This is a genomic window from Streptomyces sp. ID05-26A, assembly GCF_033794685.1.
Lineage (GTDB): Bacteria > Actinomycetota > Actinomycetes > Mycobacteriales > Pseudonocardiaceae > Lentzea.
Window position 1 is genome coordinate 117,676 of record NZ_JARAYZ010000010.1, and the last position, 20,219, is coordinate 137,894.

The window sequence follows — 20,219 nt, forward strand, 5'->3', positions numbered from 1 at the left end:
GCGGTGTGCGTCACACGCCCGCGTAGGCGAGCGACGGACGCGCCGCGAACACGGTGCGCCGCAGGTAGAACCACCACGTCGTGGCCAGGCAGAGCCCGTAGAACACGAGGATCGCGGTCAGTGCGGGCGTCAGCGTCTTCGAACCCTCGAGTGAGAACTTGAACACCAGGTTGACCAGCACGCCTCCGGCCGCACCGATCGCACCGGCGATGCCGACCACCGCGGCGGCCTGCCGCTTGGCGGACTTGTCGTCGGCGGACTGCGTGCGGAAGATCGCCGGGATCATCCGGTAGGTCGAGCCGTTGCCCACGCCCGCCAGCACGAACAGCGCGATGAACGAGCTGAAGAACAGCGTGAAGTTCCGCGAGTCGACGCTCACGATCACGCCGATGGTGCCGACCGCGAGCCCGAGGAACGTCCAGAGCGTCACCTTCGCGCCACCGATCCGATCCGCGAGCCAGCCACCGAACGGGCGGGCCACCGAACCGATCAGCGCGCCGAGGAACGCGAGCGCCACCCAGCCCTTGTGGTCCACGAAGCTCAGCTTGATCAGCGACGGGAACGCGAACGAATAGCCGATGAACGACCCGAACGTGCCGATGTACAGGAACGACATCACCCACGTGTGCTGGTTGGACAGCGCCAGCTTGTAGGACTGCCCGTCCGGCTTGGCCTGCGTCAGGCTGTCCATGAACAGCCACGCGAAGGCCGTGGCGACGACGATGAACGGCATCCAGATCAACGCCGCGTAGGCCAGGTTGATCCCGGTGCCGAGGGTGATCACGAACGGCACGACGAGCTGCGTGATCGCGACGCCGAGGTTGCCGCCGGCCGCGTTCATGCCGAGCGCCAGGCCCTTCTTGCCCTCCGGGTAGAAGAACGAGATGTTCGCCATCGACGACGAGAAGTTGCCGCCGCCCAGGCCCATCGCGGCCGAGGTGAGCAGGAAGAACCAGTACGGCGTGCCCGGAGTCGAGACGGCGTAGACCAGCATCGCGCACGGGATCAGCAGCAACCCGGCGCTGATCGTCGTCCACAGCCGGCCGCCGAACTTCGGCACCGCGAACGTGTAGGGCACCCGCAGCACGGCGCCGACGAGGTTGGGCACGATCAGCAGCCAGAACTGCTGGCCGACGCTGAAGTCGAAGCCCACTGAGCCGAGGCTCACCACCACGATGCTCATCAGCACCCACACGCTGAACCCGAGGTTCTCCGCGAAGATAGAGAGTGCCAGGTTCTTACGGGCGATCCGCTTGCCGGTGGACTCCCAGAACTCGGGCTTCTCCGGCTCCCAGTGGTCGATCCAGCTCATGTACGTCCTCCGCGGCTTCGGCTGTTGCCGAAGAACCTAGAAACTGTGCATTACCAGGGAGTTCTGCCCGATGACGGCGGAGGCAACTCCACCGCACATCAGGCAGAGGCGGGCTGTGAGGCCCCGAGCCAGTCGAGCAACCCGCACACCGCGTCCTTGCATCCACCGCAGCCGGTGGTCGCACGAGTCGCCTCCGCGAGCTGCGGCAACGACTCCGCGCCCGCCCGCCAGGCCGACACGATCTGTCCCTTGGAGACGGTGTTGCACCGGCAGATCACCGCGCTGGACGGCAGGTCCGCCGGTGACGCGGCCTCGGCGGGCAGCGCCCGTCCCAGCAACAACGCCAGGCGGTCGGTCGGCGCGGGGATCCCGCGGTCGTAGAGCTGCGTGATCGTGGCGGCCGCGTCCGGTGCACCGAGCACGATCGCACCCGTCACCCGGTCGTCCCGCAGCACGAGCTTCGCGTACCGGCCGCGCGAAGGCTCCTGGAAGCACAGGACTTCCGAGTCCGGGCAGTCCACATCGGTGTGCACGTCACCCAGCGCCGCGAGGTCGACGTCACGCGCTTTCAACCGCGTGACGACGGAAGTCCCGCTGTACCGAGCGGCCGGGTTCGTGCCGGTCAGGCGGTCCGCGAGCACGGCGGCCTGGTCCCACGCGGGCTGGACGAGGCCCGACACGGTGCCGGGGTGTTGCGCGCAGTCACCGATCGCGTGGACGCGCGGGTCGCTGGTGCGCAACGCGTCGTCCACGACGATGCCGCGATCGACGGTCAGACCCGCCGCGACCGCCAGCGACGTCTCGGCGCGCACGCCGGCGGAGACCACGACGAGCTCGGCGGGTACGTGACTGCCGTCGTCGAGGATCAGGCCGTCGCCGGGCAGGTACTTGGCGGCCAGCGCGTTCAGCCGGAACTCGATGCCGAGCTTGCCGAGCGTGCGGGCGAGGACACTTCCGGCACCGGGGTCGAGCTGACGTTCCATGAGGTGCCCGACGGGATGGACGACCGTGACCAGGCAGCCGCGTCCGGCGAGACCGCGGGCGGCCTCGATGCCGAGCAGGCCGCCGCCGAGGACGGTCACCGGCATGCCCTTCCGCGCCTTGGCCTCGATCTGGGCGCAGTCGTCGAGGGTGCGGAAGGCGACGACGCCGGGAGCGAGCTCGCCGTCCTCCAGGAGGCCCTCGGCCGGCGGGACCCAGGGGACGCTGCCGGTGGCGAGCACGAGGGAGTCGTAGGGGATTCCGTCTACCGTGCGGGAAGCCCGGTCGATCGCACCGACCTCCTGTCCCAGCCGCAGGTCGATGTTGTGCTCCGCCGCCCAGTTCTCGTCGTGCAGCCGCGTCGACTCCGGCGTCATCGTGCCCGCCACCACGGTCGACAGCAGCACCCTGTTGTACGCGGCGTGCGGTTCCGCACCCACGACGGTGATGGAGATGTCGGCGTCACGGCGGCGCAGCTCGTCCGCCAGCCTCGCACCCGCCATGCCGTACCCGACGATCACGACTCGTCTCATGCCCGCTCCAATCGAACCGCGCAGACCTTGAACTCGGGCATCCGGCTCGTGGGATCGAGCGCGGGGTTGGTGAGCAGGTTGGCCCGCCCGTCACCGGGGAAGTGGAACGGCAGGAACACCGCGTCGGCGCGCATGCTCGGCACGCACCGCACGACCGCCGTCACCGTTCCCCGCCGGGACACGACGTGCGCGGACTCGCCGGAGGCAAGGCCGGAACGCGCGGCCGTGTCCGGGTGGACCTCCACGTACATCTCGGGAACGGCCTTCAGCAGCTCGCCGATCCGCCGCGTCTGCGCCCCCGACTGGTAGTGCTGCAGGACGCGGCCGGTGGTGGCCTGCAACGGGAACTCCTCGTCGGGCGGCTCGGCGGGGCCGCGGTGGTCGACGGTGATGAACCGCGCCAGGCCGTCGGGGTGCGCGAACTCGTCGAGGAAGAGTCTCGGCGTGCCGGGGTGATCCACCGACGGCACGGGCCAGTGCAGCTGCTCGGACTCCAGCCGCTCGTAGGTGATGCCGGAGTAGTCGGAGAGGCCGCCGGCCGACGCGCGGCGCAGCTCCTCGAAGACCTCGACGGGCTGCACCGGGAACTTCTCGCCGACACCGAGACGGGAAGCGAGGCCCTGCAACAACTCCAGGTCGCTGCGCACCCCGGCGGGCGGGTCGAGTGCCTTGCGGCGCCGGATGATCCGGCCTTCGAGGTTGGTCATCGTGCCGTCTTCCTCGGCCCACTGCGTGACCGGGAACACGACGTCGGCCATCGCGGCGGTCTCCGACATCACGAAGTCCGCCACCACCAACAGGTCCAGCGCCTTGAACCGGTCGACGACACCGGACGCCTGCGGCGCCGACACCACCGGGTTGCTGCCGAACACGAGCATCGCCTTGATGTCGTCCGCGACCAGCAGCTCGTACGCGCTGCGCCCCGGACCGGGTAACGACGACACCCCCCAGACGTCCATGATGTGTTGGCGCGCAACGGGATCGTCGATCTTGCGGTAGCCCGGCAGCTGGTCGGCCTTCTGCCCGTGTTCGCGCCCGCCCTGGCCGTTGCCCTGCCCGGTGAGGCAGCCGTAACCGGAGCCCGCGCGTCCCGGCAGTCCCAGTGCCAGAGCCAGGTTGATCCATGCGGAGACGTTGTCGGTGCCCGACGCGTGCTGCTCGGTGCCACGCCCGGTCAGCACGTACGACCGCCCGGCCAGCATGTGCACGGCAGCGCGTTGGTCAGCGGCGGACACGCCCGTCACGCGTTCGACCTGCTCGGGCCACCAGGCCGCCGCCACCCGCCACGCGTCGTCGAAACCCGTGGTGCGCGAGGAGATGTACTCCTTGTCGATCACGCCCTCGATGACCGCGGTGTGCAGCAGTCCCAGTGCCAGCGCCAGGTCCGTGCCGGGCGCGGGCTGCAGGTGCAACGTCGCGCGCTCGGCGGTCGGCGTGCGCCGCGGGTCGATGACGATCAGCCGCGCGCCCTCCAGGTGCCGCAGGAACGGCGGCATCGTCTCGGCCGGGTTCGAGCCGGCCAGCAGCACGGTGTCCGCGCCGCGAAGGTCCGTGAGCGGGAACGGCAGCCCGCGGTCCAGCCCGAACGCCTTGTTGCCCGCGGCGGCGGCCGACGACATGCAGAACCGGCCGTTGTAGTCGATCTGCGAGGTCTTCAACGCCACGCGCGCGAACTTGCCGAGCGCGTAAGCCTTCTCGTTCGTCAGCCCGCCGCCGCCGAACACGGCGACCTCGTCGGGCTCGTAGGAGGTGATCCGCGACGCCACGAAGTCCAGCGCCTCGTCCCAGGACACCGGTGAACCGTGCAGAAGTGGCGTGGTGAGCCGCCCGGGATGGCGCAGCAACTCCCCCGCCGTCCAGCCCTTCTGGCACAGCCCACCGGGACCAGGGGTCACCTGGCCGTCGATGACGCTCATGGAGCACTGCAGCGCGCAGTAGGGGCAATGGGTCACGCGTCCGACGCTAGCGAAGCCGACGTTAACCCAAAGCGACGCAATGTTTCGTCAGTGGAAAATGACCCGCTCAGAGCAGCGCTGTGACGAAGTGAGCAGCTCGTTCCAAGCCCGCAAAGGACTGTGGCGTTGACAAAGGGTGCAGCGCGTGCACGGCCACCCGGAACAGCGCCGCGCGCAGCAGTGCCTGCTCCCACTCGGCCTGATGGCTCCACCGGTGGAACAGCCCGGGATCCGCGCCACCCCACGCGACGGCGTCCACCGCGACGACGGCGGCGGCCCACTCGGCGGGACGCCAGTAGGCGGTGAAGTCGATCACGGCCGGCGGCGCGTTGCCCGCGAACAGCACGTTGCCGAACAGATCACCGTGCACGACCTGCGGCTTGAGGTTGAGCGGCTTCTGCAGCTCTTTCAGGAGGTCGAACAGCCGTCCGCCGAGGTCGGCCTCCAAGGGCACGTCCTCCTCGCCCCACGCCTTGCGGTCGGCGACGGCGAAGACGTCCGTGCGCGCGTCCAGGAAACGGGGTTTGGCGAGCTCGGCGGTGGCCTGGTGCAGGCGCTGGGCGACGGCGATGACCTCGTCGTGCCGTGCCTCGGCCCGTCCGGCGAGGAACTTGGTGGCGGACCAGCCGCCGACGACGTACCGGCCGTCGGTCGACCTCAGCGGTCTGCCGATGCGCAGGTGGTGGACGTCGAGGCCGTCGAGGGTCTTGGCGATCCAGGTGGCCTCGGCGGGCTTGGGCGCGGGCCTGATCGTGGCGTCACCGCAGCGCCAGGCCGGGCCGCCGTCGATGAGCTCTGGTTCGGCGTCACGTGCCCCGAACGCCGCACGCACGTGCGCTGGGGGCGGTTCGGGGGACCGGGTCACGGTCGGGCACGCTACCTGCTTAGACCGTCCGGGTGGTGGAAGGCAGCACAGCGTGATTCGCGCCGCCACTCGAAAAGCCGAACGGCTGATACGTGCTTTCGGGCGCCGAAGCACCCGAAAGCACGAACCACCACTAGTACGTCGGCAGGCTCGGGTCCACCTCGCGGGCCCACGCCAGCACACCGCCACCCACGTGCACGGCGTCCTTGAAGCCCGCCTTGTGCAGCGCCGCGAGTGCCTCCGCCGAACGAGCACCGGACTTGCAGTGCAGCACGAGCGGCTTGTCCTGCGGCAGCTCCGAGAACGCCTCGCCCGAGAGGATCCTGTCCTTCGGGATGAGCACCGAGCCCGGGATCTTCACGATCTCGTACTCGTGCGGCTCGCGAACGTCCACCAGCAGGAAGTCCTCACCGGACTCCTGCTTGTGCTTGAGCTCGAGCGGCGTGATCGTGTTGCCCGCGGCCGCCTGCTGCGCGTCCGTGGACACGACACCGCAGAACGCCTCGTAGTCGATCAGCTCGGTGATCTTCGGCGACTCCGGGTCCTTGCGGATCTTGATGGTCCGGTACGTCATCTCGAGCGCGTCGTAGACCATCAGGCGGCCCAGCAGCGTGTCACCGATGCCCGTTAGCAGCTTGATCGCCTCGGTCACCATGATCGAGCCGATCGACGCGCACAGCACGCCCAGCACGCCGCCCTCGGCGCACGACGGGACCATGCCGGGAGGCGGCGGCTCCGGGTAGAGGTCGCGGTAGTTGAGGCCCTGGCCGTTCGGGGCGTCCTCCCAGAAGACGCTGACCTGGCCCTCGAACCGGAAGATCGAACCCCACACGTACGGCTTGCCCGACAGCACCGCGGCGTCGTTCACCAGGTACCTGGTGGCGAAGTTGTCGGTGCCGTCGAGGATCAGGTCGTAGTCGCGGAAGATCTCCAGCGCGTTCTCGGAGTTGAGATGCGTCTGGTGCAGGATCACCTTGACGAACGGGTTGATCTCGGCGACCGAGTCGCGTGCGGACTCCGCCTTCGGGCGGCCGACGTCGGACTGGCCGTGAATCACCTGGCGTTGCAGGTTCGACTCGTCCACGACGTCGAAGTCGACGACGCCGAGCGTGCCGACACCGGCCGCGGCCAGGTACAGCAGTGCCGGGCTGCCCAGGCCGCCCGCGCCGACGACGAGCACCTTCGCGTTCTTCAGCCGCTTCTGCCCGTCCACCCCGACGTCCGGGATGATCAGGTGCCGGCTGTAGCGCGCGACTTCTTCCTTGGTCAGCTCCGCGGCTGGCTCAACGAGCGGCGGAAGCGCCATGCTGGTCCTCCTCGACGAATGTCTCCGTGTCCGAGACAACGTCTACCCTGCCTCGACTCTTCCCGGTTGGAAAGCTGTCTCAGCCTGCGGGAAACGCGTTCGGGACGCACACCTTGCCGTCGGCGGGGACGACGTCCTGGCCCGCGTTGAGCTGCGAGACGAAGTTGTTCGAGACACCGAACGTCTGCTGCATCATCACGGGGGCCGGCGCGCCGTTCTCCGCGCAGGCCGCGTGGCCGCTGCCCAGCGCGTGGCCGACCTCGTGGTTGATCACGTAGGTCCGGTATCCGGCCAGGTCGGAGCCGTAGACCATGGCGCCGCGGATCCAGCGGGCGACGTTGATGATCACGCGCTTCTGGCCGGGGTTGTAGCAGGAGGTCTCGAACGGGATGTCCTTGCCGCAGAGCGCGTGCGTCGTCTTCGTCGTGGTCAGCGTCACGGTGAAGTCCGGGTTCTGGTTCGCCTCGACGCGCTGCAACGCGACCTGCTTGGTGCCGATCCAGCTGCGCGGGTCGGCCAGGATTCCGTCGATCGTGCGCGCGAACGCGGTCGCGTCGTCGTTGTAGTCGGCGGGCTTCACGCCGTCCTCGACGGCGATCGCGTACCTGCGGAACTTCTGCGCACCCGCGTCACCGATCCGCTGGCCGCTGCCGGGGATCACCTTGAACGTGCCGACGCCGTCCTCCGAGAAGGCGGGGCCGCCCGGCAGTTCGGCGGTCGGGATGTTCAGGACCGGCTTCTTGCCGGGCACCTCGGACGCGGGCGCCTCGGGCGTGCTCACCGGCGTCTCGGCGGCGTTGTTCGTGCTGGTGCCGTCACCGCCGATGGCGGGCGTCTTGGGCTGGACCGTGTCGAGCACCACCAGCGCGGTCAGCACGAGCAGCACCGGGATCGCGTAGATCCGCCAGCCGTAGCTCGCGACGAGCTTCTTCACGCCGCGGGCCTTGCGGGGTCTGCGCATCGCCTGGGTGGCGTCCGGTTCCCAGGCGGCCGCGAGCGGTTCCGCGCTGGTCCGGCGCTCGCCGCGGCGGTAGCGGTCGGAGGGCGGAGCAGAACGTCCTCGCTCGGGGGCGCGATTCACGTGCTCCAGGGTCCCACATCCCTCGTATGGCCGTCGTTCGTCACCATGAGTGCCGGTCGACCGCCTCCCACATGCCCAGCACGGCCCTCGCCACGGTGGAGGGCCGCTCCATCTGAGCGACGTGGCCGGTCTTGGGGAGCACCAGCAGTCGTCCCTCCGGCAGCAGCCGCGCCGTCCGGGGACCCTTGCGCACGCTGACGAGCCGGTCGTTCTCGCCCCAGAGCACCAGCGTCGGCGCCTTGACCAGCGGCAGCAGCCTCCACAGCGACTTCGGGCCGGGCGTGAACCAGCTCTGCATCAGGCCGAACGTGCTGCGGTTGAGGGCCTGGCCCGCCCACTTCTGCCGGGCGCGCTCCTCGTTCTCCTTGATCGACTCCTCGATGCGGTGGTCGGGCACCACGCTCGGGTCGGCGAAGCAGAGGGAGAGCATCTGCTTGGTGCGTTCGTGCGCGGTCAGCTTCGCCAGCTCGCGGCGGACCTTGGACCCGATGACCGGCAGGACGGCGAGCGCCATCCGCGGGTCGGACATGCGGTCGAGGCGCGGCCTCAGGTCCGGCACGGCGGGCGAGACGAGTGTGAGCGTCTTCACGAGGTCCGGCCTGCTCGCGGCGACGATGACCGAGATCGCGCCCCCCATGGAGTTGCCGAACAGGTGCACCGGCTGTGAGAGCGTTTCCAGATACTTGATCACCGTGCGGGCGTGCGTGGCGAGACTGAAGTCGTAGCCCGGAATCGGCTCCGAACGCCCGAACCCCGGCAGGTCGATCGAGTAGCCGTGCACGTGCCCCTGGAGCTGGGCCGCGAGATCTGTCCAGTTCGTCGCGGACCCGCCAAGACCGTGCACGTAGACGGCCGCCGGACCGTCTCCCGGCGTCACCCTGACGTGCACCTCATGGCCGTCCACCTGGCAGAACTCGCCGGGCCACGGCGTCTGGGACTTGTCCAGCGGTGGCAGTTCGACGGTGGACAACGGGGCGGTTTTCAACGTGCTCACCGGACCAGGATGCGGGAAAGAAGGCCCAGATGGTTCCCGGATGTGGGCTACCAGCGAGTAAGGTTGCTCTCAGCCTCGGTCTGGCAACCCCTCTCCGACGGCCGGATCACTCGTGCTGGAGGCACCATGACGGAGACGGCGCAGAGCGCACCCGCAGGCAGGGGCGTTCGACTGCCGCGCACCGCCCGACGTGCGCAACTGCTCGCGGCGGCGCAGGACGTGTTCGTCGCCAACGGCTACCACGCCGCGGCGATGGACGAGATCGCCGAGCGCGCGGGCGTGTCCAAGCCGGTGCTGTACCAACACTTCCCCGGCAAGCTCGAGCTGTACATGGCGCTGCTGGAGTCCCATGTGGACGAGCTGGTCGGCCGGGTCCGCACCGCCATCGGTTCCACGAACGACAACAAGCTCCGCGTGCGCGCCGCAGTGGCCGCCTTCTACGACTTCGTGGACGGCGAGGGCCAGGCGTTCCGCATGGTGTTCGAGTCGGACCTGCGCTCCGAGCCGTCCGTGCAGTCCGCCGTCGAACGCGCGACCACGGACTCGGTCGACGCCATCACGGAGACCATCACGGCGGACGCCGGCCTCGACGAGGAACGCGCCCGCCTGCTGGCGGTCGGCCTCGTGGGACTGTCCCAGGTGACCGCGCGCTCGTGGCTGGCGGACAACCGCCGTGTGCCCAAGGAGGACGCGGTCGCGCTGATCTCGAACCTGGCGTGGCGCGGCATCGGTGGCGGTTTCCCGCTCCAGCACTGACCTCGACGAAAAAGGGCCCGCGAGTGCGGGCCCTTTCCTCACATCAGCGCGGCTATCCGTCTGGCGACGTCCTCGGAGCGTTCGAGCGGCAACATGTGCCCGGTCTTCGGGTAGATCACGAACTGCGCGCTCGGCAACGCCTCCGCCAGCACCCGTGAGTGCCGCAGGGGCGTCAGCACGTCCCACGACCCGGCCATGACCACGGTGGGGATGTCCGAGAGCACCGCGAGGGCTTCCCGCCGCTGGTGCAGCGTCAGTTCCTCACGGATCCCGACGAACGCCTCCCCGGACGTGTTGCCGGCCATCGCCGCCGCGGCCCGCACGTCGGCCCAGCGCGGACGACGCCCGAACGTCACCCTCAGCCCCGGTGCGATCACCCGGCCGAACCCGACCTTCGGCCGCTTGACCAGCCATTTCCCCGCGAGCCGCTCCACCCCGCTCTGCCGGGGCAGGTTCCCGCACGACGTGGCGATCAACGCCACCCCCGAGACACGCGAGAACAGCTCGGGGTGCTGCTCGGCCAGCGCCATGATCGTCATGCCGCCCAGCGAGTGGCCGGCCAGCACGATCCGCCCGGTCGGCGCGTGCTTCTCCAGCACGGCCGCCAGGTCGTCGGCGAGGTCCGAGATCGTGCCGGTGCCGGTACCGGCGGAGAGGCCGTGGCCCCGCACGTCGTAGCGCACCACCCGGCCGGGCAGTGCGGCCGCGACGCGGTCCCACGTCGTGAGGTCCATGGTCCAGCCGTGCAGCAGGACGGCGGTCACGCCGGAGGACGAAGGCCCCGACGTGACGACGTTCAGCCGATCAAGAACGAGCGACGCCATGCGTGCATCCCCGGCTTTCCGACGAGTCCGGCCTCTTCCAGGAACGACATGATCCGTTCGCCCGACCAGCGGATGGTCTCCTGGAACCGCGGGTTGCCCAGCGCCTGGCGGTGAGCCTCGCGGACGTCCAGACCGACGGCCGCGTACACGGACGGGTTGATGATCGTGCGCGTGATCATCATCGACACGGTCGCGATGAGCCACTTCTGGTACGGCTTCTCGAAACCGCGCAGACCCTCCATGCCGCGCGTCAGTTCCTCACGGGCGAAGCGCACGTGGCGGGCCTCTTCGAGCACGTGGATGCGGTTCACCATCCGCACGAGCGGCTGGACGGTCTCGTCGTTCATCGCCTCGCGCTGCAGGCGGTCGAGGATCTCCTCGGCGACGAGGATCGAGCCGTACATCGCGGGGCCGTAACCGATGGTCGGCAGCAGCTTGCCCAGGCGGTGCGTGTGCTTCCTCGGCCCGTACGCCGGGCAGCCGATCCGTTCGACCAGTCGCGCGAACATCGTCGAGTGCCTGCACTCGTCGGCGACCTCGGTCAGCGCGTACTGGGCGTGCCGCGTCGTCGGGTCGGTGTTGTAGACGACCTTCACCAGCATCTGCATGAGCAGCAGCTCGAACCACAGGCCGACGGACGCGATGGACGCCAGCTCGTGCTTCGACAGCTCGATGCGCTGCTCCTGCGTCAGCGAGTCGTACAGAGGCGTGCCGTAGAGCGAGATGCGCTGCTCAGGAATGTAGAAGAGCCCGTCCACCAGAGGTGCGGACCAGTCGATGTCCACCTCGGGGTCGTAGAACTTCTCGGCGGACGACTTGAGCAGCCTTTCCGCGGTCTTCTCCCGATCGGCGACCCTCATCGATTGCCCTCCCCGGTAAGTGTTACTTGAGGTAACGGTTACTTCTGGTAGCGTGCGTCACATGGCACGTACTGTCAAGGGGCCGGACGCGCGACGTGAGCGGTGGAAGGGTCATCGCGAGCAGCGCAGGGCGGAGTTCGTGGAGGCCACGATCGCCGTCGTGGCCAAGAAGGGCCCGGACGTCGGCATGGACGACGTGGCGGCGGAGGCCGGCGTCAGCAAACCCGTGCTGTACCGGCACTTCACCGACAAAGCGGACCTGTACCTGGCAGTCGGCCAGAAGGCCACCGAGGTGCTGATGAACCGGATGGGGCCCGCGCTCGCCGCGGACGGTTCGATCCGCGACCGCATCGAACGGATCGTGGACGCCTACCTGTCCGTCATCGAGGAGAACCCGAACCTCTACCGGTTCGTCGTGAAGGGCTCCTTCGCGGACCGCCCGGTGGAGAAGGACGTCGTGGCGGAGGACAAGAACCTCATCGCCGCCACCCTGGCCCGCATCATCGGCGACTACCTGCGCGCGTTCGACATGGACTCCGGCGGCGCCGAGCCGTGGGCGCACGCGCTGGTCGGCATGGTGCAGAACGCGGGTGACTGGTGGCTCGACCGCCAGACCATGTCCCGCGCGAACCTGAGCGACTACCTCGCCACGATCATCTGGCACGCCCTCGACGGACTGCTGCGCTCGGCAGGGGTCGAGATCGATCCCGCGACGCCACTGACCCCTCTCCGATTGGTGGACTGATGAGCGAGCACGAGCACGACGAAGAGGGCTACAGCGGCGCCGCCACCCTGGTGTTCGGGGAGGACGAGGTCGCCGTCGAGGTCGACCTGCGCGGCTACTTCCAGCCGATCGACGGCCGCTACCACTGGTACGGCCGCGTGAAGAAGAACGACGACGTCACGAGCCGGGTCGAAGGGGGCGCGCGGACCGCGTTGCTGCGCACCCCCACCGGGCAGGCGGAGGGGACGCTCACCGACCAGGACCCGTGGGGGCGTTACCGGGTCGGTGGCATCTCCACTCCGCCTTACAAGATCGAAGAGCCCGCCGAGCACTAGGCGCTGTCCTGCAAGTTCGTCTGGTGAGAGACGCGGGCGAGAGTCCCGGAGGCCGCCGCTGTCGCCCGACGAGACTTGCAGGACAGCGCCTAGGCCCTTCGCCGGATCAGCAGACCCACGACCAGCAGGATCAAGCCGAACGCCGCCAGTGGCAGGGCCGGGAAACCGGTCCACGCGATCGGCGGGTCCTGCCGCACCTTCACGGTCGCGGAGCACCTCGGGTCGGAGCCGCCGGGCTTGCAGTTCGAGCCCGGCACGTCCGAGGTCACGACGTTGCGCAGCTCACCGGGGCTGCTCGCGGTCACCCAGTACGTGATCGTGGCCGAGGCACCGACCGCCAGGTCACCGGACCACGTCAGCACCGGTGACGCGAACGTGCCCGCGTCGGTGCCGCCCCAGCTCGCGTGCTTCAGCACGTCCGTCAGGGAGTCGGTGAACGAGGCTCCGACCGGCGCCCGGCCCGTGTTCCGGACGGTCACGGTGTAGGTGATCCGGTCGCCCGGCTTCGCCTCCGCCCGGTCCGCCTTCTTCACGATCTCCAGGCCCGACACCGGGGTGTCGGTGCCGCAGTTCTCGGGGCAGTTCGACGGCGTGTCCGACGTGACCACGTTGCGCAGCCTGAAGTCGCCGGTCGGCGGGTCGTTCACGCGCACCCGGTACGTGACCGTCTTCGTGGCGCCGATCGCGAGCTCACCGGTCCACGTCAACCGGGGCTTGGCGAACGAACCGGCGTTCGTGTCCACAAAGGACGCGTCGTCCAGCACGCCGCTCAGGTCGTCCACGAAGCTCGCCGCGGGCAACGTGGTCTGACCGGTGTTCGTGACGGTCACCGTGTACGCCACGAGGTCACCGGGCTTCGCGGACGTCCGGTCGGCCTTCTTGAGGATCTCCAGTCGCGGCACCAGCACCTCGACCGAGCATCCCTCCCGGCAGGTCGAGCCGGGGGTGTCGGACGTGACGACGTTCTTCAGCCGCAGGTCGCCCTTGCTCGTGACGGTCACCGAGTACCGGACCGTCGCGGACGCGCCCTGTGCCAGATCGCCCTTCCACGTCAACCGAGGAGCCGCGTAGGTGGCGAGGCCCGAGGTCGAGGCGGCGTCACCGTTGTACGTGGCGTCGTCGAGCACCTCGGTCATGTCGTCGACGAACGCGGCGTCGCGCAACATCGTGGCGCCGGTGTTCGTGACGACGATCGTGTACGTGACCTTCTCGCCCGGCCCCGCCTCGGCCCGATCCGCCTTCTTCACGATCTGGAAGCCGGCGATCGGGGTGTCCGTGGTGCAGCCGTCCGAGCAGTCGGTGTCCGGGACGTCCGACGACACCACGTTCTTCAGCCGCTTGTCACCGTCACCGGTCACCTTCACCGAGTACGTGATGGTCACCGACTCACCGACCGCCAGATCGCCGGTCCACGTGAGCTTCGGCGACGTGAACGTGCCCGCGCTCGTGCCGATCCAGGTCGCGTCGTCCAGCACACCGCTCAGATCGTCGGTGACCGTGATTCCACTGTGGACCGTCTTGCCGGTGTTGGTGATCGTGACGGTGTACTCGACCTCGTCACCGGGTTTCGCGGACTCGGGCTCGGACGTCTTCACCAGCTTCAGCCCGGCGACCGGCGTGACCGTCGTGCACTCGACGCACTTCCCACCCGGTGTCTCGGTCGTCACGACGTTGTCGAGGCTGAAGTCGCCCTTCACCGGGTTGGTCACCTTCACCGAGTAGGTCACGGTCACGGTCGAGCCGACCGGCAGGTCACCGGTCCATGTGAGCTTCGGTGACGTGAACGTGCCCGCGCTCGTGCCGACCCAGGTCGCGTCGTCCAGCACCTTGCTCAGGTCGTCGACGAACGACGCACCCACCAGGTCGGTCTGGCCGGTGTTGACGACCTTGACGGTGTACGTGACGGTGTCGCCGGGCTTGGCCGACTTCACGTCGACGGACTTGCCGACCTCCATGCCCGGCAACGGGGTCGACGTCGAGCACTTCGGGTCCGTCGACCCCGGCGGGCAGTTGCCACCGGGCGTGTCCGAGGTGACGGCGTTGTTCAGCCGGTGGTCACCGGCGCCGGTCACCTTCACCGAGTACGTGATCACGGCCCGCGATCCGATCGGCAGCGCACCGGTCCAGGTCAGCTTCGGCGCCGCGTAGGTCACCTCGCCGACGGTCGCCGCCGCGTCGTCGTTCCACGTCGCGTCGTCCAGCACACCGGTCAGGTCGTCGCCGAACGACGCGTTCTGCGCGGTCTGGCCGGTGTTGCGCACGGTCACCGTGTACGTCACGACGTCACCCGGCACCGGCTTGTCCGGCGAAGCCTTCTTCACGATCTCCAGGCCCGCGACCGGGGTGTCCGTCGTGCAGCCCTCCGAGCAGTCGGTGCCCGGGGTCTCCGACGACACCACGTTCTCGAGCCGCTTGTCCCCCGCGCCCGTGACCTTCACCGAGTACGTGACCGTCACCGACGCACCCACGGCCAGATCGCCGGTCCACGTCAGCTTCGGAGCGGCGAACGACAGCGAACCCGCACTCGAAGCCTGATCACCGTTCCACGTCGCGTCGTCCAGCACACCGCTGAGGTCATCGGCGACCGAGACTCCACTGTGGACAGTCTGGCCCGTGTTGGTGATGGTCACGGTGTACTTGACGGAGTCACCGGGCTTGGCCGTGGCCGGTTCCGACTTCTTCACCAGCTTCAACGACGCCACCGGCGTGTCGGTCGTGCAGCCGTCGGCGCAGTTGTTGCCGGGCGTCTCGGACGTGACGACGTTCTTGAGCCGCTTGTCGCCCTTGCCGGTCACGACGACCGTGTACGTGACGGTCGCCGTCTCGCCCACGGCCAGTTGCCCGGACCAGGTCAGCACGGGCGAAGCGAACACACCGGCGCTCGTGCCGCCCCAGGTGGCGTCGTCCAGCACGCCGGTCAGGTCGTCGCGGAACGACGCGTCGAGCACGGTCTTGCCGGTGTTCCGCACGGTCACCGTGTACTTCACGGTGTCGCCCGGTTTGGTCGAGGTGGGCTCGGCGGTCTTCTTGATCTCCACGCCGGACACCGGGGTGTCGGTCGTGCAGTTCGGCACGCAGTTGTTGCCGGGGGTGTCGGACGTGACGACGTTCGTCAGCTGGTGATCACCCTTGCCCGTGACGACGACCGTGTACTTGACGGTCGCGGAACCGCCGACCGGCAGCACGCCGTTCCACGTCAGCACGGGCTCCACGAACGTCCCGGCGTCCGCGCCACCCCAGGTCGCGTCGTCCAGCACCTTCGTCAGGTCGTCGCGGAACGACGCGTTCAGCTCGGTCTGGCCCGTGTTCCGCACGGTCACGGTGTAGGTGACGGTGTCGCCGGGGTTCGCGGACTTCCGGTCGACCTCCTTCACGATCTCCATGCCGGGCAACGGGGTCGTCGTGCCACAGCGAGGATCCGTCGAGCCCGGCGGGCAGTTGCCGGGCACCTCGCTGCTGACCCGGTTGACCAGCCTGTGGTCGCCCTTGATCGGGTCGTTCACGCGGACCACGTACGTCACCGTCGCCACGGCACCGACCGCCAGATCACCGGTCCACGTCAACGTCGGCGCGGCGAACTCCGCCTTGCCGGGCGAAGCCTGCGCGGACACCCAGGCGGCGTCGTCGAGCACGCCGGACAGGTCGTCCGTCACCTTCTCGCCCACCAGCGGCACCTGTCCGGTGTTGGTGATCGTCAGGGTGTAGGTCACCGAGTCACCGGGGTTCGCGGTCTGCCGGTCGGACGTCTTCGAGATCGTCAGCTCACGGCCGGGCGTCTCGGTGCTGCAGGACGGGTCCTTCGACCCCGGCGGGCAGTTGTTGCCGGGCGTGTCCGAGGTGATCCTGTTGTTGAGCCTCTTGTCGCCGGGGTTCGGGTTCTTCACCGTCACCGTGTAGGTGATCGTGGCGGCACCGCCGATCGGCAGGTCGCCCTTCCACTCCAGCCGCGGCCACACCAGCGTGACGGCACCGGCCGTGGCCTGCGCGTCGTCGTTGTAACGCGCGTCGTCCAGCACCTGCGTCAGGTCGTCGGTGAACGATGCTCCTGTGTGGACGGTCTGACCGGTGTTGGTCACCTTGATCGTGTAGGTCACGGTGTCGCCGGGCACGACCTGGTCGCGGTCGTCGGACTTCTCGATCCGCAGCCCGGCGATCGGCGTGCTGGTCGAGCACCTGTCCCCACCGGGGCAGTTGGCGCCGGGTGTGGTCGACGTGATCACGTTGTCCAGCTTGAAGTCCGCCGGCTCGCCGACCTTCACGGTGTAGGTGACGGTGGCCGTCCCGCCGACCGCGAGGTCACCGGTCCACGTCAGCTTCGGAGCCGTGAAGGAAGCGGAACCCGTCGAAGCCTCGGCGGACACCCAGTCGGCGTCGTCCAGCACCTTCGCCAGGTCGTCGGTGAAGGTGGCGCCCTGCAACGGGGTCTTGCCGGCGTTCCGCACAGTCACCGTGTACTTCACGACGTCGCCGGGCTTGGCCGACTCGCGGTCCACCGTCTTCTCGAACTCGACGCCGGACACCGGTGTGGTGGTCGTGCAGTTCGGCACGCAGTTGTTGCCGGGCGTCTCCGAGGTGACGACGTTCGTCAACTGCGTGTCGCCCTTGCCTGTGACGACGACCGTGTAGGTGACGGTCGCCGACTCTCCGACGGCCAACGCGCCGTTCCACGTCAGCTTGGGAGACACGAAGTTCGCCGTACCGCTGGAAGCCGTCGCGCTGCCCCAGGTCGCGTCGTCGAGCACCTGCGCCAGGTCGTCGGCGAAGGAGGCGTCGAGCGGGGTCTTACCGGTGTTCCGCACGGTCACCGCGTACTTGACGGTGTCACCGGGGTTCGCCGTCTTCCGGTCGGCCTCCTTCACGATCTCCAGCCCGGAGACCGGCGTCGACGTGCGGCAGTCGGCGTCGGCGGAGCCTTCCGGACAGTTGTTGCCGGGCGTGGTCGACGTGATCACGTTGTCCAGCTGGTGATCGCCCTTGCCGGTGACGACGACCGTGTAGGTGATGGTCGCCGAGCCACCTACCGCGAGCGAACCGGTCCAGGTCAGCACGGGCGAGGTGAACGTGCCCGCGCTGGTGCCGACCCAGTCGGCGTCGTCCAGCACCTTCGACAGGTCGTCGGAGAACGCGGCGTCCAGCGGCGTCTTGCCGGTGTTGGTGACCTTCACCGTGTACGTCACGGTGTCACCGGGGTTCGCGGACCGCCGGTCCACGGCCTTCTCGATCTTCAGGCCGGCGACCGGTGTCGTGGTGCCGCACTTCGGATCCGTCGACCCCGGCGGGCAGTTGCCACCCGGCGTGGTCGACGTGATGGCGTTGTCCAGCTGGAAGTCGCCCTTGACCGGGTTGGTGACCTTCAGCGAGTACGTGACCGTGGCGATCCCGCCGATCGGCAGGTTGCCGGTCCAGGTCAGCTTCGGTGCCACGAACTCCGCCGTGCCCGAGGAGGCCTGCGCCGACACCCAGGCAGCGTCGTCCAGCACCTTCGTCAGGTCGTCGGTGAAAGTGGCGCCCTGCCAGGAAGTCTTGCCCGTGTTCGTGACGGTGACGGTGTACGTCAGGGTCTCGCCGGGGTTCACCGACTGCTTGTCGGCCTTCTTCTCGAAACTGATGCCGGACACCGGCGTGCTGGTCGTGCAGTTCGGCACGCAGTTGTTGCCGGGAGTGTCCGAGGTGACGACGTTCGTCAGCTGCTTGTCGCCGTTGCCGGTGACGACGACCGTGTACGTGACGGTCGCCGAGGCACCGACCGCCAGCGCACCGGTCCACGTCAGCTTCGGTGCCGCGTAGTTCGCCGTACCGACCGAAGCCGTTGCACTGCCCCAGGTCGCGTCGTCGAGCACCTGCGTGAGGTCGTCGACGAACATCGCGTTCAGCGGCGTCTTGCCGGTGTTGCTGACCTTCACCGTGTACGTGACGGTGTCACCGGGGTTCGCGGACTGCCGGTCGACCGATTTCTCGATCTTCACACCCGGTGTGTTCACCGTGGTCGAGCAGTCGGGGTCGGTCGAGCCCACCGGGCAGTTGCCCGCGCTGCCGACCACGGCGTTGCGCAACTGGTGGTCGCCGGTGATCGGGTTCTGGACCGTGACGGAGTAGGTGAGCGTGACGGTCCTGCCCTTGGCGACGTCACCGGACCACGTCAGTTTCGGTGCGCTGTAGGAGATCGAGCCCGACGTCGCGGCCTGGTCGTTGTTGAACGTCGCGTCGTCCAGCACCTGCGTGAGGTCGTCGGACACGCTCAGCCCGGTGATGTCCGTGGCGCCGGAGTTGGTGATGGTGACCGTGTACGGCACCTGCTCGCCGGGGTTCGCGGTCGTCTTGGTCGTCGACTTCTTGATGTCGAGGCACTCGACCGGCAGCCGGTAGTCCTCGACCTCACCGCTGTCCGTGAGCCCCGTCGCGTTGCGCACCTGGTCCAGGTTGTACCCGGCCCGGAAGCGCGCATAGGTGTTGCCGCACTTGACGTTCTGCGGGATCGTCCACGTGATCGGGGTGCTCTTGGCGCCGGCCGCGAAATCCGTGCAGGCTCGTTCGTTGTTGTCGAACGAACCGTTGCCGTTGAAGTCGATCCACGCGCACACCCGGCCTGGTTGCGAGGCGCCGGACAACGTCACGGGCACCGAGTAGTCCTCGCCGGCGTTCGACCGGGCCAGCCGCGGGAACGCCGCCACGCCGTCGTCGAGGTCGTCACCGTTGGGCAGGTTGTTGTCCGCGCCCGCCGCCACGGCCTTCGGGCTCGGCGAGGTGGACCCGGTGTTGATCGTCGTGGGGTTGTCGACCGACACGCCCGAGCCCATCGCCAGATCTCCGACGACGTGACTGGCCGCCGCACCGGCGTCGTAGCTCGCGGGCGCGTCGCCGAAGTCCTCGTCCACCGAGACACCCGCGACGTAGAAGTCGTCAGTCGGGTTGCTGCTGTTCGTGAGCATGTCGACCTGGAAGCTCACGGAGCTGACGGTGCCGTTCATGCGGACGCTGCCGCACGACGCGGGCGCCGACCTCGCGCCGTTGGCGTTGCACAGCACGTTGAGGTTGCGGTTCGGCGCCTCGATGCGTGTGCCGTTCTGGCCGATCGTCATGTTCGTCGCGCCGGCGAGCGGACCGTCGAGCGTCACTCCGGACGTGGTCAGGGTGTGTGCGACGTGCGTGCTGCCGGTGTTGCCGACGGTCGCGCCGCTGCCCGCGATGTGCAGCACCGGGTCGCGCACCGGCCGGTTGAAGGAGAACGTCAGCGTGCCCCGGTTGAAGCAGTCCACGAACGCGACACATCCCGCGCCGTAGGCGGTCAGACCGATCAACGCCGTGTTCGCGGGGATCTGCGGCCGGAAGTTGCCCGGTACCGCCCCGCGGTCGCCGGGAGGGGAGTTCAGCGTGGTCAGCCGCAGGTTCGCGCCGGACACCGAGGCCGTGACCACCGCACCGGACGTGAGCGTCGAACGCGCGGAAGCGTTCGCCGCGGGCAACGAGGCGCTCGTGGACCACGACCCGGCCGCGTGCGTCTGGTACGCCTGCGCGGGCAGCGAGAAGGTCGTTGCCGAGACCACGAGCAACAGGGCCAGCAGGGCGGCGCGCATAGCACTCCTCAGCAGCGTGACGACTCCGTCACGCTAGGTGCGCGCACATACCTCTACCAGCGAAGTCACCGCTTCAGGCGACGTCGACGCGGCGCCGGAATGCGGGGTGCGCGACCGTG

Annotated in this window: 13 protein-coding genes; 3 read left to right on the forward strand and 10 right to left on the reverse strand. The window is 68.9% G+C overall.

The features are described 5' to 3' along the window. Positions 1–10: 10 nt before the first annotated feature. The 7 genes from PV646_RS44315 to PV646_RS44345 form a co-directional block, all read right to left on the reverse strand. A complete protein-coding gene (locus PV646_RS44315; protein WP_500349155.1) occupies positions 11–1,312 on the reverse strand; it encodes an MFS transporter in 1,302 nt (433 codons plus the stop codon). A gap of 98 nt (positions 1,313–1,410) precedes the next feature. Then, on the reverse strand, positions 1,411–2,826 hold the full coding sequence (locus tag PV646_RS44320; protein WP_500349157.1) for an FAD-dependent oxidoreductase: 1,416 nt from the start codon (positions 2,824–2,826) through the stop codon (positions 1,411–1,413). Beyond that, a complete protein-coding gene (locus PV646_RS44325) occupies positions 2,823–4,742 on the reverse strand; it encodes a molybdopterin oxidoreductase family protein (RefSeq protein WP_500349246.1) in 1,920 nt (639 codons plus the stop codon). The genes PV646_RS44320 and PV646_RS44325 overlap by 4 nt, the downstream gene beginning before the upstream one ends. A 106-nt stretch (positions 4,743–4,848) precedes the next feature. Next, complete coding sequence (locus tag PV646_RS44330; RefSeq protein ID WP_500349159.1) at positions 4,849–5,646, reverse strand: TIGR02569 family protein; 798 nt, start codon at positions 5,644–5,646, stop codon at positions 4,849–4,851. Between the two features lie 133 nt (positions 5,647–5,779). Beyond that, positions 5,780–6,952, reverse strand: coding sequence for an adenylyltransferase/sulfurtransferase MoeZ (gene moeZ, locus PV646_RS44335; protein ID WP_500349161.1), 1,173 nt, complete (start codon positions 6,950–6,952; stop codon positions 5,780–5,782). Positions 6,953–7,031: 79 nt separating this feature from the next. Next, complete coding sequence (locus PV646_RS44340; RefSeq protein ID WP_500349163.1) at positions 7,032–8,033, reverse strand: DUF3152 domain-containing protein; 1,002 nt, start codon at positions 8,031–8,033, stop codon at positions 7,032–7,034. 40 nt (positions 8,034–8,073) lie between these two features. Beyond that, positions 8,074–9,027, reverse strand: coding sequence for an alpha/beta fold hydrolase (locus PV646_RS44345; RefSeq protein WP_500349164.1), 954 nt, complete (start codon positions 9,025–9,027; stop codon positions 8,074–8,076). A 126-nt stretch (positions 9,028–9,153) separates the two neighbouring features. Between PV646_RS44345 and PV646_RS44350 the strand changes: the two genes are divergently transcribed. Continuing rightward, positions 9,154–9,783, forward strand: coding sequence for a TetR/AcrR family transcriptional regulator (locus PV646_RS44350; protein ID WP_500349166.1), 630 nt, complete (start codon positions 9,154–9,156; stop codon positions 9,781–9,783). A gap of 38 nt (positions 9,784–9,821) precedes the next feature. On the opposite strand, the gene PV646_RS44355 is transcribed toward PV646_RS44350, so the two are convergent. Continuing rightward, the gene (locus tag PV646_RS44355; protein WP_500349168.1) at positions 9,822–10,607 is read right to left on the reverse strand and encodes an alpha/beta fold hydrolase; all 786 of its coding nucleotides are present in this window, start codon (positions 10,605–10,607) and stop codon (positions 9,822–9,824) included. Beyond that, entirely contained in the window at positions 10,580–11,467 is an 888-nt protein-coding gene (locus PV646_RS44360) for an AurF N-oxygenase family protein (protein ID WP_500349170.1), read from the reverse strand. Before PV646_RS44360 ends, PV646_RS44355 begins: the two co-directional genes overlap by 28 nt. Positions 11,468–11,528: 61 nt before the next feature. Between PV646_RS44360 and PV646_RS44365 the strand changes: the two genes are divergently transcribed. Further along, on the forward strand, positions 11,529–12,212 hold the full coding sequence (locus PV646_RS44365) for a TetR/AcrR family transcriptional regulator (protein WP_500349172.1): 684 nt from the start codon (positions 11,529–11,531) through the stop codon (positions 12,210–12,212). Continuing rightward, on the forward strand, positions 12,212–12,526 hold the full coding sequence (locus tag PV646_RS44370) for a DUF4873 domain-containing protein (RefSeq protein WP_500349174.1): 315 nt from the start codon (positions 12,212–12,214) through the stop codon (positions 12,524–12,526). The genes PV646_RS44365 and PV646_RS44370 overlap by 1 nt, the downstream gene beginning before the upstream one ends. Before the next feature lie 89 nt (positions 12,527–12,615). Here PV646_RS44370 and PV646_RS44375 read toward each other — a convergent pair whose 3' ends face one another. Continuing rightward, positions 12,616–20,100: a DUF7927 domain-containing protein gene (locus tag PV646_RS44375; RefSeq protein ID WP_500349176.1), complete on the reverse strand. Its 7,485-nt coding sequence runs from the start codon at positions 20,098–20,100 to the stop codon at positions 12,616–12,618. Positions 20,101–20,219: the final 119 nt, after the last annotated feature.

Excerpts from the sequence above, each read along its gene's own strand:
- PV646_RS44315 (WP_500349155.1), bottom strand. The coding sequence starts at position 1,312 with ATGAGCTGGATCGACCACTGGGAGCCGGAGAAGCCCGAGTTCTGGGAG.
- PV646_RS44320 (WP_500349157.1), bottom strand. The coding sequence starts at position 2,826 with ATGAGACGAGTCGTGATCGTCGGGTACGGCATGGCGGGTGCGAGGCTG.
- PV646_RS44325 (WP_500349246.1), bottom strand. The coding sequence starts at position 4,742 with ATGAGCGTCATCGACGGCCAGGTGACCCCTGGTCCCGGTGGGCTGTGC.
- moeZ (WP_500349161.1), bottom strand. The coding sequence starts at position 6,952 with ATGGCGCTTCCGCCGCTCGTTGAGCCAGCCGCGGAGCTGACCAAGGAA.
- PV646_RS44350 (WP_500349166.1), top strand. The coding sequence starts at position 9,154 with ATGACGGAGACGGCGCAGAGCGCACCCGCAGGCAGGGGCGTTCGACTG.
- PV646_RS44355 (WP_500349168.1), bottom strand. The coding sequence starts at position 10,607 with ATGGCGTCGCTCGTTCTTGATCGGCTGAACGTCGTCACGTCGGGGCCT.
- PV646_RS44360 (WP_500349170.1), bottom strand. The coding sequence starts at position 11,467 with ATGAGGGTCGCCGATCGGGAGAAGACCGCGGAAAGGCTGCTCAAGTCG.
- PV646_RS44365 (WP_500349172.1), top strand. The coding sequence starts at position 11,529 with ATGGCACGTACTGTCAAGGGGCCGGACGCGCGACGTGAGCGGTGGAAG.
- PV646_RS44370 (WP_500349174.1), top strand. The coding sequence starts at position 12,212 with ATGAGCGAGCACGAGCACGACGAAGAGGGCTACAGCGGCGCCGCCACC.
- PV646_RS44375 (WP_500349176.1), bottom strand. The coding sequence starts at position 20,100 with ATGCGCGCCGCCCTGCTGGCCCTGTTGCTCGTGGTCTCGGCAACGACC.